The organism is Oceanipulchritudo coccoides (genome assembly GCF_010500615.1).
GTDB classification, from domain to species: domain Bacteria; phylum Verrucomicrobiota; class Verrucomicrobiia; order Opitutales; family Oceanipulchritudinaceae; genus Oceanipulchritudo; species Oceanipulchritudo coccoides.
In genome coordinates, this window is record NZ_JAAGNX010000003.1 from 712,531 (window position 1) to 725,315 (window position 12,785).

Annotated in this window: 11 protein-coding genes; 5 read left to right on the forward strand and 6 right to left on the reverse strand. The window is 54.7% G+C overall.

Going from position 1 to position 12,785, the window contains the following annotated elements:
* Nucleotides 1-193: 193 nt before the first annotated feature.
* Nucleotides 194-3,136 (reverse strand): proline dehydrogenase family protein, encoded by a 2,943-nt coding sequence (locus G0Q06_RS13575; protein ID WP_163967074.1) that lies wholly within the window; start codon nt 3,134-3,136, stop codon nt 194-196.
* Between the two features lie 69 nt (nt 3,137-3,205).
* Here G0Q06_RS13575 and dapF point away from each other — a divergent pair, with 69 nt between their 5' ends.
* Nucleotides 3,206-4,042: a diaminopimelate epimerase gene (gene dapF, locus G0Q06_RS13580; RefSeq protein WP_163967076.1), complete on the forward strand. Its 837-nt coding sequence runs from the start codon at nt 3,206-3,208 to the stop codon at nt 4,040-4,042.
* Nucleotides 4,043-4,051: 9 nt separating this feature from the next.
* On the opposite strand, the gene G0Q06_RS13585 is transcribed toward dapF, so the two are convergent.
* The 4 genes from G0Q06_RS13585 to G0Q06_RS13600 are packed head-to-tail and all read right to left on the reverse strand — an operon-like array spanning nt 4,052 to nt 6,456.
* The gene (locus G0Q06_RS13585; RefSeq protein WP_163967078.1) at nt 4,052-4,966 is read right to left on the reverse strand and encodes a 1,4-dihydroxy-2-naphthoate polyprenyltransferase; all 915 of its coding nucleotides are present in this window, start codon (nt 4,964-4,966) and stop codon (nt 4,052-4,054) included.
* Between the two features lie 17 nt (nt 4,967-4,983).
* Nucleotides 4,984-5,502 (reverse strand): PulJ/GspJ family protein, encoded by a 519-nt coding sequence (locus G0Q06_RS13590; protein ID WP_238710860.1) that lies wholly within the window; start codon nt 5,500-5,502, stop codon nt 4,984-4,986.
* A 29-nt stretch (nt 5,503-5,531) separates the two neighbouring features.
* Complete coding sequence (locus G0Q06_RS13595; protein ID WP_163967082.1) at nt 5,532-5,963, reverse strand: hypothetical protein; 432 nt, start codon at nt 5,961-5,963, stop codon at nt 5,532-5,534.
* Nucleotides 5,953-6,456 (reverse strand): type II secretion system protein, encoded by a 504-nt coding sequence (locus G0Q06_RS13600; RefSeq protein ID WP_163967084.1) that lies wholly within the window; start codon nt 6,454-6,456, stop codon nt 5,953-5,955. Before G0Q06_RS13600 ends, G0Q06_RS13595 begins: the two co-directional genes overlap by 11 nt.
* Before the next feature lie 242 nt (nt 6,457-6,698).
* Between G0Q06_RS13600 and rho the strand changes: the two genes are divergently transcribed.
* The 4 genes from rho to G0Q06_RS13620 all read left to right on the forward strand — a co-directional run bounded on the left by rho (nt 6,699) and on the right by G0Q06_RS13620 (nt 11,244).
* The gene (rho, locus tag G0Q06_RS13605; protein ID WP_163967086.1) at nt 6,699-7,832 is read left to right on the forward strand and encodes a transcription termination factor Rho; all 1,134 of its coding nucleotides are present in this window, start codon (nt 6,699-6,701) and stop codon (nt 7,830-7,832) included.
* A gap of 86 nt (nt 7,833-7,918) precedes the next feature.
* On the forward strand, nt 7,919-9,679 hold the full coding sequence (locus G0Q06_RS13610) for a hypothetical protein (RefSeq protein WP_238710862.1): 1,761 nt from the start codon (nt 7,919-7,921) through the stop codon (nt 9,677-9,679).
* 17 nt (nt 9,680-9,696) lie between these two features.
* Nucleotides 9,697-10,470, forward strand: a complete 774-nt coding sequence (gene hisF, locus G0Q06_RS13615; protein ID WP_163967088.1) for an imidazole glycerol phosphate synthase subunit HisF — start codon at nt 9,697-9,699, stop codon at nt 10,468-10,470.
* 87 nt (nt 10,471-10,557) lie between these two features.
* A complete protein-coding gene (locus tag G0Q06_RS13620) occupies nt 10,558-11,244 on the forward strand; it encodes a LolA-like protein (RefSeq protein WP_238710864.1) in 687 nt (228 codons plus the stop codon).
* Between the two features lie 5 nt (nt 11,245-11,249).
* On the opposite strand, the gene murJ is transcribed toward G0Q06_RS13620, so the two are convergent.
* Nucleotides 11,250-12,776, reverse strand: a complete 1,527-nt coding sequence (murJ, locus tag G0Q06_RS13625; protein WP_163967091.1) for a murein biosynthesis integral membrane protein MurJ — start codon at nt 12,774-12,776, stop codon at nt 11,250-11,252.
* Between the last annotated feature and the right edge of the window lie 9 nt (nt 12,777-12,785).

Below are 12,785 nucleotides of genomic sequence, written 5' to 3' on the forward strand. Positions count from 1 at the left end.
CAATTCCCAGCAAGCAACCAATCCTGAACAGGCTGAACTGCAACAAAATCCAGTCCAAATTTCTCCCGCTTTTGGAAGGATGCACAAGCTGTGCCCCGGAAAGCCTGAGGCATCCGTCACGAGAAAGGCCTTTCTTAAATCGCTCATGCCTTAGGGGTTAAAGGCATATACAGCAGTAAGTTAAAGGAAAATCCTAGGAATCATGCTCCATCGGGGCAAATCCCTGTCTCAAGGTATTCTCACAGACGATCCGGGGGAGAACAAATTGCTTCAGATAGTCTGGTCCACCCGCCTTTGATCCCACGCCTGAATGCTTGAATCCGCCGAAGGGTTGCCTGCCCACGAGGGCACCGGTGCAACTCCGGTTCAAATACAGGTTGCCAACCCGGAAATGCCGGGCGGCGTACTGCAGGTGTCCCGGATGGCGACTGAAAACACCTCCCGTCAAGCCGTATTCATGAGCATTGGCCAGCCGGATGCCCTCCTCAAAGCTGTCCACACGGACGGCGGCCAGAACAGGACCAAACAATTCTTCCTGAAGAAGTTTGTGGTCCGGGTCGACTTCGACAAAGAGCGTGGCAGGAATGTAACGGCCTGCTTCCCTGTCGGCAGAAAGACGGCCCATGACGGCCTCCAATCCCGCGGAGGCAATTGCCCCGTTGATGCGCTTCATGGCATCATCATCGATGACCGGGCCCAAGTCCACCGAAGGATCCGAGGCCCGGCCAGCTACCAAGGATTGGACAGCAGTGGTCAGGCGCTCGATGAACCGGTCATGGATCGATGTATGCACGTAAAGCCGTGAACAGGCCGAGCACTTCTGCCCAGCGTATCCAAAAGCTGAATACAAAACACCTTTCACGGCCTGATCCAGATCAGCTCCATCGTCGACAACAATGGCATTCTTTCCGCCCATTTCAGCGATCACGCGTTTGACATGGGTTTGGCCCTTCCGGAGGACGGCCGCCTCCCGGATAATATCCATCCCAACGGCTTTTGAGCCCGTGAAGACCAGTGTGTCAATTTCCGGATGCTGGACAATTGACCTTCCGATTGTCTCCCCTTCCCCGGGCAGGAAGGCCCCGACATCCGCCGGCATCCCGGCTTCCAAAAATATCTGGAATAACCGAGAGGCGACCAGCGTGCTCTGTTCAGCCGGTTTCAGGATGACGGCATTACCCGTGACGAGGGCAGCGCTGAACATTCCACAGGGAATCGCCAACGGAAAGTTCCACGGGGAGATGATCCCGCAAATACCACGTGCTTCATAAAAGTGGTGGTCTTCCTCACCGTCGTAGGCACACAGATTTTCCGATTTGAAAAGATCGAGCGCGTTCTTCCCGTAATAGCGGCAGAAATCAATCGCTTCTGCCACATCGGCATCTGCTTCGATCCAAGGCTTGCCACATTCCAGAATAATAAGGGCCACAAGCTCACTTCGGGAGACTTCAATCAGGTCTGCTGCCTTGAAGAGCACCCTGGCCCGAAGCGCGGGATTTGTCTCACGCCACTTAGCAAAGCCGCCCTTCAAGACCTCTACAGCCTGCTCAAGGTGCTCTGGCCCAACCATTCCCACGGTCCCTAGCGTAAACCCCGTCTCCTCCGGCGAATCGCTGGCAATGAAATGCGGACAGTCCTTGACGGGTTTACCGTTAATGAAAGGGAGAATGCGGGGAAAATCTCCTTCACGACGCTGACGAAGTTGGCCGAGGGCCTCGCGTATTCCATCCCGGTTGCTTCCAATGCTGAAATCCAGCAATGGAACATTGAGGAATTCCTCCTTTGGGTTCACCTCGAGATACTCCCTGCCGGTGTCACTGGAATCCAGTTCCGGCTTGGCCAGCAATTGCTCCGCTGACTCGCCTTCAAGAAAGCCCGAACGGATAAAGCCTTCATTGGCGGTATTTTCCAAAAGCCGCCGGACGAGGTATGCCATCCCCGTCAACATGTCTCCAATCGGAGCGTACTCACGGACTGTCACACCTCGCTTGACGAATACAGACTTTATGGGATCTGCCATTCCATACAAGGTCTGGAACTCATAGGCCTCCAAGGACAGCTCCAACTGCTCGGCCACCGCAATGGAATGGACCAGGGAACGCAGGTTATGTGAAGCAAAAGCCGGCCGGAGAACATCCGCATGAGATAATAAGAACCGACTGATGTCCTCGTAAGTCCGGTCACTCTCAGGCTTCTTCTGCCATACCGGGATAGGCCACGATGCCAAGCGGGCAAGTATTGTTTCTGTGTCCCAGTAAGCCCCTTTGACGAGACGGACACTGATCGGCGTGCCCCTTGCCTCTACCCATGACAGAATCCTTTCTGCATCCACCTTGGTTCTGCGCAAATAGGCCTGCAGGACAATTCCCGCGTCCGCCCATCCACGAAATTCATCCTCCATCAGTAGCGATTGGACCACTTCAAGCGTGATGTCGATTTTTGTCGTGTCCTCCATGTCGACATAGACAAAGGCTCCGATTTCCTTGGCCCGCGAGTAGATCTTGCGTAGTCGTTTTTTCAGTACAGCGACACTTTCATCAAAACCGACTGGCTTGCTCCTCGAATAAAGCGCAGATAGCTTGACCGAGATGTTTACCGGAAGCTCCCCGTCAAGGGCTTCCAGCAACTCAAGGTAGCGATCCAGGTAAACCTCTGACTCCAATTCGCTCACACAGGCCTCACCAAGAAGATCGACCGTCGTGCACATTCCCTTGGCATGAATTTTCTTAAGCCTTCGAATCGCCTCAGCCGGGGTTCCGCCAACAATAAACTGCTGCCCAAGCGAAGAAATCTGCCTCCGGATCAATGCCGCCGCGGCCTTTGCCCTTAGACTTTCCGGATCCAGATCAAGCCCCCACTGAAGCAGGCCGGGCAAGCGGCCCGCCACCGGCTTGAAGTAAGCTTGGGCATGCCGGATGACGGATGCGCTATCCGTCAGTCCCGGGAGTACATCGACGAAGCGGAAGAGCGCCACTCGGAAATCCGGATCTTCCATGGCCCAATTCATGAGCTTTCCCGTGTAGGCCTTGGGATCCATCAAACTCAACTTCTGTCCGCGAATCTCCTCAAAACATTCCCTGCCAAGCTCCTGAATACGGTCCTCCAGAAGCGTTTCATCAAGCTGAACTCGAACCATGCTTGCAGTTTAGACATTTTTCCTGTGTTGAAAACAGCGAAATTGCGGATATTCAGATCAATCAGACATATGCATTACTCAAAATACCACGCGCTCGGAAATGATTACCTTGTCCTAGATCCGAAGGATTGCCCGGAGCTCCCCTCCGAGAATGACATTCGGACAATCTGCCACCGTAATTTCGGGCTCGGCTCGGATGGCATCCTGTACGGCCCAATAGAAACAGATAATGCGGATTTCGGGCTGCGCATCCTGAATCCTGACGGGAGCGAAGCCGAGAAAAGCGGCAATGGCCTGCGGATTTTCGCCCGTTACCTGCGCGACACCGGCCGGGTCACAACAGCATCTTTCACGGTTGAGACGCTGGGCGGCATTGTCTCCTGTGAAGTCAATAAGGATGCCTCCTCCATCACAGTGGAGATGGGTAAAGTGTCTTTTGAGGCGGCCGTCATCCCGGTTAATGAGATTGAGGGAGAAGTGGTCGACAAGGAAATCGAACTGGAAGGCACGACGTACCGGATGTACGCCGCCACAATTGGCAACCCGCACTGCGTCCTGCCAATGGAGGAGATTTCTTCCAAAACAGCTCACACACTCGGCCCGATAATTGAAAACCATCCCCTCTTTCCCAACCGCACAAATGTCCAGTTTCTCAAGATTATTGATGACCATACGATCCAAATCGAAATTTGGGAACGCGGTGCTGGTTACACGCTGGCCAGCGGAAGCAGCTCGAGCGCTGCGGGGGCTGTCGCCCGCCGTATGGGCTGCGTTGGGCCTGATATCACTGTTAACATGCCCGGTGGCCAGATCCAGTTGCACATCGATGATGACTTTTCTGTGAGGATGACGGGCCCCGCCACACGTGTCGGCTCCTTTGAATTGGACATGGAGGCCTTGGGCTGATGCCCGCCCTCAGGTCCGAGACAAAACCAGGCCAAGGGAAAACAGGACACCGGTGATGACGAGCAATCCCGCTGTCATTCCAAGAACGCGCTGATAGGCTGAACGGTCACGCGCGCCGGCGAGCAATTGTGTAGCTCGAATCATTAACGGAGTGGCCAGCAACACGAGCAGGCAGAACCAGGCTCCACCAGCGAGAGCAAACCACACCGGGACGGCAATGGACAGGGCGTTAAGAAGCCCGTATTCCCAAAGTCCGAAAGTCCGGCCCAAGCGCACGACCAATGTTCGTTTTCCAGCCTCGCGATCCAGCGGCTCGTCACGCACATTGTTCACCACGAGCAAATTTGTCGCCAGGGCTCCCGGAAGCAGGCCCGCGAGCCAGGTCCAATAGAGGCCACTGGCCGACGGCAGGACCAGGACAAATGTCCCGGACTGGACAAACAAGGTGAACCCGGTGGCAATCCAACCAAAGAAAATAAAGACAAAGACATCGCCCCAGCCATTGTAACCAAGCGGATAAGGTCCGCCGGTGTAAGCCACTCCGCAGACAATCGAGGCGATCCCGATGATCAACAAGGCAGGCCCACCATATGGAACGAGGGCGCATCCCGCGATGAAGGCAATGGCGAAGACAAGCCACATGCCGTTGCGCATTGCCTTTGGGCGAATCCATCCCGAGGCGACGGCCCGGTCCGGGCCAATCCGGCGCTCATCATCGGCTCCCTGGATGAAATCGTAATAATCATTCGCGTAATTTGTGCCGATTTGGATCAAAAGCGCGAAAACCAGGCAGAGCAGCCAGGGAACAAATGCAAACTGACTGGATAAAAAGGCCAGTGCCCCGCCAATCATTACCGGGACAGCGGCGGCGGGGAGAGTCTTGGGCCGTGCGGCCCATACCCAGTGAAGAAAACTTTTCATCATACTGTCCCCAAAACCATTCACCAAACCTGAAGAATGGCAAATCCCTCCTTCATGTGACTGTCCACGGCATCTGGAAAGAGCCAGGTCATACGTTCCGGCACTTCACCCGGTAACCATGAGCCCTTTTTCACTTCAACATGGATTTCGCCCTGGTAGCGCAGTTGCCTTTGCTGGTAATCGCCCTCTACGCCACTTGGAGTATCCCAAAGCAACCAGTGTGCTCGGTCACGCTTCAACTCCCAAAAGACAGGATCTCCTCCTGTAGAATGTGTACGCATCCGCAAGGTCGAAAGGTTGACAAAATCCCCAATCTGCAAGCCCTCGACCTCCAGCCAGGGTAAATTCTGAAAGGGATGGGAAGACCGTTGATCCCAAGCACGTTGGATAGAATCCCGGAGCCCTTCCATCTCAAGTAAGCGAACTTGTTGAACCCGGCCAGCTGCAAGACTTTCCATAAATCCATGCAGGGCCCGCATTCCGGCAAGGAAAATGAAAGCGGTAACCGCAAGGGCCACAAGAATCTCCATCCATATCATGCCTGAGACTCCGCCTCTTCGCTCCAGATTCATTCTTCAGGCAACTCCTCGAGGTTTAAAATACGGGTCAGTTCAATCCATCGCCCCACCCCGCTGCCATCTTTCATAAACAGACTGATTTTCCAACTGTCCGGGTTTAAAGAAGGAATCCGGCGAAAGAGAAACTGCCGTGCACGGGCTGATTCAGGATCCATCGGCAGCCAGGAGGAATCCGGAAAGGTCCTGATCATCCAGGTCCCGTTTTCGTCCAAACTGGCCAGCGCAGCAAACCCACCCCGCACCTGCCAGGCCATCCAAACCGGCATGATACCGTCTTGTATCAGCAGCATCCGGTGGCTGCGATCCCTCGTCTCCACCGTGTGTGCGAGAAGGCGTCCAGAAATGGCCAAGGCTCCCAACAAGAGCATGAGCGCAGGAAGAATCTCAAGCAGGACAAACCCGTGGCTGACCTTAATCCTCATCGGTCCAGCTTTTTGCAGTTAACCTGCCCGCTTCGTCCAGGCTGTAAATAGCCACTCGCGCCCAGATACGGTCGGGCACAATCCCCTCCTCCATTGCTTCAAACTGCCCGGGTTCAATCCAATGGTCTCCGTCTGAATCCAGAACCAGAAAGAGCCGCGTGTTCCCGAACCCATCCCGGAGGACCCGGTCCAAAACCCGCCGTTCCAGATAACCGGCCAACGCTTTGGACCAATCCTCGGCTGCAGCATTCAAGTCGGTTTCGCCAGCGCGGAAAGCCTCCGGCCACTCTCCGTGTTCCATCCGGTATTGCTGGCAGGCATTCGCGATCTCCATGAATAGGCTCTGGCTCTCACTGGCTGCGAGCCAGTTCTGGATGCCCTTGCTTCCCCCAGTCGCCAACCCCGCAAGGAGCGAGAGGATTCCCAAAACAACGAGAAGTTCAAGAAGGCTGAACCCGGCTTTTCCATGTGCATCCAGTTTGCTCGAAATCATGAAAACAATTCTGGAACCCAGTCTGCCTGTCCCCCAAGTAACTTTTTCACCCAAATTTATCCGGCATTGACAGTCTGGAAAATTGTCTCCTAATGACGGTTATCTTGCGTCAGGTCGTAGGGATGAGGGATTTATCCTGCTGAGCATATCCAAGACCGGCATTCTGCATGATTCGCTCTCGAGCGTTTGGTCCATTTGTGAAAACGGACTGCACTATTAACAAGTTATCATCTTTCGTATCCATGGAATCCGAAAACGGCTCCCAGAATTCTGTCCCGGTTGAGGGGATTTTTGATCCTCAGAACAACAAGGCCGGCACATTGCTAAATCCTGCCCACAACGGCAAAACACGTCCCAGCGACCCCTTTGTCCCCCGCGAGCTGGTCCGCCGCTTCAAGCTGAAGCGCGGTCATCATGTCGAGGGCAACGGACAGGCCGATGGCAAACATCCCAATCCCAAGGTTCGGTTCATCGAAAAACTCGATGGCATGACCCTTGAGGAACGCCGTGAGCAACTCGCTTTCGAGCAGCTGACAACGATTGCGCCGGATGAATGGTTGCGGCTCGAGCGATCCGGCTCGGGAAATATGACCTGCCGGGTCATGGATATATTCTGCCCGATTGGCAAAGGCCAGCGCGGCTTGATTGTTGCTCCACCCCGGACCGGCAAGACAACCCTCCTTCAGGACATCGCCATCGGCGTGAACCACAACCATCCGGAATGCAAGATTGTCATGCTCCTCGTCGATGAACGGCCTGAGGAAGTGACGGAAATCAAGCGGAATTGCCCCGGAATCATCTTTGCTTCCTCCAACGACGAGGATACCCGCAACCACCTCGCCATTGCCGAGCTCGCCATTGATTACGCCAAACGCCAGACGGAAGCCGGGGCCGATGTCGTCGTCCTCATGGACTCCCTGACACGGCTTTCCCGCGCCTACAACTCCGCCAAGGGCGGCAGTGGCCGCACAATGACAGGCGGACTTGATATCCGGGCCCTTGAAAAACCGCGTCAGCTCTTTTCTGCCGCCCGCAACACCGAGGAAGCGGGAAGCCTGACCATCATTGCCTCCGCCCTGATCGAGACAGGCAGCAAAATGGATGACCTCATCTTCCAGGAATTCAAGGGAACCGGTAACATGGAAATGGTCCTTGACCGAAAAGTCGCGGAGCTGCGTATCTGGCCGGCCATCAACATCGCCGCCTCCGGTACCCGGCGCGAGGAATTGATCCTCCCCGAGGACGATCTCAAGAAAGCCCACTTCTTCCGCCGGGCCCTTGCTGCACAGAAAATCGAGGATGCCGCGGAAAGTGCCGTTGAACGCCTCTCCAAGACCACAACAAACGAACAATTCTTCAAACTCATCGATATTTAGAGAACCTTTTTCAGCAGGATGGCGTTTACACGGCTTTTTAACTTGCCCGCAATTTTGCCCACGCCTTAACTCCTCAACTTTCGAGAATGCAAAACTTCGCAGACCAATGCCTAGATATGGCCCGTGCAATGCTCGGCCAGAATGTGAGCGCCATTCAGCCGGACGGGACAATCGACCCGGTTCCAGGGGAGGCCAGCCGCCAAGACGAACCCGGGCATGTGGCCCTTGCCTTGGGCGAATTCTATCGCGCCACTTCGGACAACCAGTTTGATGGTTCCGATCTGGTCGATCTGACCGCCCGATGCCTGACCGCACAGGCCTTCAATGATGAATCCTATGAAAATGGTCTCGGCTATGCCGCCCTCGGACTGCTTTCATTTGGTCCGGCAAAGGAGCGCAACCCGGTCTGGGAACGCCTTCTCGATCCGACCCGGGAGTGCCTTGACCGGCGCCTGCTCAGCCGGACGGACTACGATAGCCACTTTCAGGCCTTTAACGTCGCAAAGGCAGTCACCCGATTTTCAATGGGGCTTTCCAAGAAGGATGAGACCGGCAAGATCATTGACCGTTTCATCGAACGCGTCCAGCAAACCAGCTCGGGCGGCTTTATTGACGATAATCCGCGTGTAGGCATTGGCGGGGTCTTTGATTTGTACGGCCCGATGAGTCTGGTCTTCATGCGCCAGGCACTCCAGTTGCACGCGAATATTCACCTGCGTGACCGGAAACTTCCCAGCCTGCGCACAGTGGCTGAGAAGTATCTCCGCCTCTTGCCAGACCTGGTCCGCTCAGACGGACAGGGTTGGATTATCGGCAAGTCGATTGGGGTCTACGGACAGATGCACTGTATTTCCCTGATACTTCAGGCCCTCCGGGACGGCTGGATCACTTCGGACAAGGAGGGGCTCTACATTGATACCTTGCGCCGTCTCTTCCAGTATTTCTTCCTCACCTATCTCGACCAGGATCAGGGATTTCTCGTGATCCGTGATGGTGAACGGGACACGCGGCCTGAGCATACAACGCGGATGGCCAACTTCGATGGTGTCCGGTATCTCTCCCAATGGGCTCGACTGGCCAGCGCCATCGGAAAACCGATGGAAGGCGCGGTCACAACACGCAAAGCCGGTGGCCGCTACATCATGTTTGATCGCGGTTCCAAGAAGGAACAAGGCCTCTTCTTGTACCAGAATCCGGAGAGTGGACTGCAGTTACAGCTTCCCCTGATGGGCAGTGGCAAATCCGGGACATCCGACTACCTTCCCTTCCCGCATTGCCCCGGAATTTTTGATTGGCCGGTGAACAAGTACCTCCCGATCATGCTCCCCGAGCTGACGATCGACGGAAAAACCTTCATTCCGGCCTTTTATGGTAAACGCTGTGTGACCGGTCTCGGCCTACGCAAAAGTTTTTATTTCCGCTATGAACAGCCCGAGCTGATTACCACTGACGAGGAAATTGTTTCCGGATTGGGCAGCGTAAAGGTTTCCTGGACTTTCGCCGATGACAAAATCACCAGCGAATTCCTCTTCACGGTCAAGCGCCAGGTGCAATGCGAAAAATTCCGTTATGCCTTGGCAATCGGATCCCCGCACTCTGAAAAGCATGCCCCGATGACCTTCGCCCTCGGCGAAGAAGGTCTTGGTTGCAATGTTGAGAAGGATGACTTCCAAGCCGTGTGGCAGGAAACTGAAGTCGTGACCAATGAGCTCGGGTACCGTACCTACTGGGGCAATATTCATTATATCCAGACGCTCGTCCGGGATCATCCCCTCGTCATGCGCCCCGGGCAACAATACCGGTTGACCCTCTCTTTCTCGCCGGATGTCGGAATGCTCGACTCCTAAGGAGTCGCCCCGAAACAATGCTTTCTGTCCGCATCATTCCCTGTCTGGATGTGAATGCCGGACGTGTCGTTAAGGGAGTGCGCTTCAAGGAGTTGAGGGATGCTGGCGATCCTGCGCAAATTGCCAAGGTCTATGAACAACAGGGCGCCGATGAGCTGGTCTTTCTCGATATCACGGCTTCTTCAAGCGAGCGCGATATCATGCGCGACATCGTCGAGGAGACGGCCTCTCACTGCTTTATGCCGCTGACCGTCGGGGGTGGCCTTCGCTCTGTTGAAAATATCCGCGACATGCTCAATGCCGGGGCGGACAAGGTCAGTCTGAATACGGCCGCTGTTCTCGATCCGGATTTGATATCCTCCGCCTCCGACCGGTTTGGAAACCAATGCATCGTTGTCGCGATGGACGCAAAGTGGGATGCCACGGTAGGCACATGGCGTGTTTATACCCATGGGGGTCGTAAACCGACGGAATTGCTTGCTGTCGACTGGGCAAAGGAAGTTGTCCGCAGGGGTGCAGGTGAGATTCTCCTCACAAGCATGGACGCGGACGGCACCAAGGCTGGTTATGATATTCCGCTGACTCGCGCCCTTGCAGATGTGGTTGAGGTCCCTGTCATTGCTTCCGGTGGGGCGGGTACGCTCGGACACCTGGTTGATGTGCTCAAGGAGGGACATGCTTCGGCAGTCCTTGCGGCGAGTATCTTCCACTTTGGTGAATTCACCATATCGGAGGCCAAGGAGCATCTCGCATCCGCGGGGTTGCCGGTTCGCTTGACCGGAGATAATTAATCCGGTATCACGATGCTTATGAAGGCATTCCGAATCTTTTCTATCTGGGTCACCATAATCGCCTCAGCAGGAATTTGTACCCCCACTATGGGTCAAAGCAACGAAGAGGATGTCATCTATGTCCTCGAGCGCTACATCGAGAGCATGGGAGGACGGGCCGCATTGGAAGAAATCCGTAGTGTCCGGCTAAGTGGGGAAATCATCTACAGTAACGGCGTCTCAGATGCCATCACGGTCCTCAAGAAAAAGCCCAACCTTGTCCGGGTCATTTTAGACAAGGGTCAAGTTCGCTTTGTCCAGGCTTACGATGGCAAGGTCGCCTGGTACGCCCGCGAATCCGGGAGGAATTCCTTTCATGACCGGATGCGTGGACAGTTCATGAAGAACTTCATCCGGCAAGCCCCGCTCGAGAATGTGCTCGTGAATTATACGGAGACGGATGCGGAAATTGAGCTGGGTGAAGATGTGGAGATTGCCGGATTTCCTTGCTACAAGGTGATCGCCCGCTTTCCAGATGGGTCCAGCATGGTGCACCATATTGAAAAGAAAACTTTTCTAGAGCGCAGAATCCTTGAGTATGATCAGGAAGGAACGCTTCTTTCAGAGCTCATTCCCGCTTCTTTTGAATCGATTGAAGGTGTGACCTTTGCGAGGAAGATCAGCCGGATCAGTGAAGGAAAAACACTTTCCACACTTACCCTCGATGAAATTCAGGTAAACGCCGGGATTCTCAATACCGTCTTCAGTCCACCGGTGGAATTGCCACCGCAGTAAATCGCCTAAAGCGCTTTTCTGAGAAGGTTTTTCAAGGCCGGATGCCTTAAAAACCAAAGGACGAGAAAATAGCTTCCAGCGGCCAGCGGAATCAGAACAAAGATAATAAGGGAATCTTCCAGTTTGCCGGGCAAATTCAGTTCCTGAATCAATTGCTGTCCGAAAACGGCAAGGGCGCTGAGGGCGCTCAAGCCAAGTAATAGAATTGCGGGAGTTTGCCATCCTTTCCACTTGATCGAGCGACCAGGAAGAAATGCCTGCAAGGCCAGGCAGTGGACCAATGAGCTGAGCGTGTTGGACAGGGCCAAGCCGACAGCTCCGTAGATCCGCATCAAAATTAGTCCAAGGAAAAGGTTCAGAAAAAGGTTTACCGCAGCGAAGAGCACGGGTGTTCGCATCTCCTGCCGTGCGTACCAGGCACGCGTGAGAAGTGTCGACCACGCAAAAAAGGGTAAGCCACAAGCAGCTGCCATCAAAACCGGTCCGGCAGCTCGCACGTCTCCCGATTCAAACAAACCCCATTCGAAAAGAAAGCCGAGGATGGGCTCTGCCAGGAGGATGAGCCCGAGGGCGGCGGGAAGGGTGATCATGAAAATGAGACTAAGTCCCTTGGTGAAGACCTTCTGAAACCCATCCTCTGAGCCACTGGAGCTCAGGCGTGACAGTTCGGGGAAAACAACGGTTGTAATTGCTATGGCAAAGACTCCGAGGGGCAATTCCACCAGACGGCTGGAAATGTAAAGCAGCCCGGTGGCCGTGTCATCCAGGGAAAAGGCGAGAAATCGCGAAACGAGAATATTGATTTGGAAAATTGCAGCCCCGAGCAGTCCCGGAAGGAATAGCCGCATGACTTTGGAGAGCTCTGGATGGGAATCCAATCCAAGGCGCGGGCGCCAACCTTGCTGGACCAACCCGAAAAGGGGAACCAGCAATTGAAGCGCGCCTCCGAGCAGGACCCCTGCGGAAATCAGGACGACCCTTTGCCAACCACTCATTGGGACGAAAAAGAGACCCGCAAGGATTGCCGAGATCATGGCGATATTGAGCCAGGCCTGATTCAGGGCGGCTAAGCCAAATCGTCCAAGGACATTAAGCATCCCGCAAACCAGAGCCCCGAGACAAATGAAGAACATATACGGGAACAGGATCAGCGAAAGGTCTGAGGCAAGGTACCAGCGTTCAGGAAGACCGGGGATCAGTCGAGTGCCCCAGAAAAGGGGAATGGCGACCACCTGCAGGAGCAGAAGCCCCAAACCCAGACGCACCATGATCGCATTCAGGAGAGAAAAGGCCTGCTCCTGACCGTCTTTTTCTAGCGAGCTGGCCAGGACGGGTATTGAGGAGGAAGTCAGGGCTCCCTCACCAAGGAGTCGGCGAAATAAATTTGGAATCGTGAAAGCCAGGATGAAAGCGGAATTCAACGGGCCCGAGCCAAGCGAGGCAAAGAGAAGAACATCGCGGGCAAGGCCAAGCACACGGGAGGCCATAGTCCAGCCAGCCACTTCGGAGACTCTCCGTGAAAACTTACCCATATCTGTCTT

Bases quoted from the DNA above. Each gene is read 5' to 3' on its own strand.
- G0Q06_RS13575 (WP_163967074.1), bottom strand. From the start codon at position 3,136: ATGGTTCGAGTTCAGCTTGATGAAACGCTTCTGGAGGACCGTATTCAG.
- dapF (WP_163967076.1), top strand. From the start codon at position 3,206: ATGCATTACTCAAAATACCACGCGCTCGGAAATGATTACCTTGTCCTA.
- G0Q06_RS13585 (WP_163967078.1), bottom strand. From the start codon at position 4,966: ATGATGAAAAGTTTTCTTCACTGGGTATGGGCCGCACGGCCCAAGACT.
- G0Q06_RS13590 (WP_238710860.1), bottom strand. From the start codon at position 5,502: ATGATATGGATGGAGATTCTTGTGGCCCTTGCGGTTACCGCTTTCATT.
- G0Q06_RS13595 (WP_163967082.1), bottom strand. From the start codon at position 5,963: ATGAGGATTAAGGTCAGCCACGGGTTTGTCCTGCTTGAGATTCTTCCT.
- G0Q06_RS13600 (WP_163967084.1), bottom strand. From the start codon at position 6,456: ATGATTTCGAGCAAACTGGATGCACATGGAAAAGCCGGGTTCAGCCTT.
- rho (WP_163967086.1), top strand. From the start codon at position 6,699: ATGGAATCCGAAAACGGCTCCCAGAATTCTGTCCCGGTTGAGGGGATT.
- G0Q06_RS13610 (WP_238710862.1), top strand. From the start codon at position 7,919: ATGCAAAACTTCGCAGACCAATGCCTAGATATGGCCCGTGCAATGCTC.
- hisF (WP_163967088.1), top strand. From the start codon at position 9,697: ATGCTTTCTGTCCGCATCATTCCCTGTCTGGATGTGAATGCCGGACGT.
- G0Q06_RS13620 (WP_238710864.1), top strand. From the start codon at position 10,558: ATGGGTCAAAGCAACGAAGAGGATGTCATCTATGTCCTCGAGCGCTAC.
- murJ (WP_163967091.1), bottom strand. From the start codon at position 12,776: ATGGGTAAGTTTTCACGGAGAGTCTCCGAAGTGGCTGGCTGGACTATG.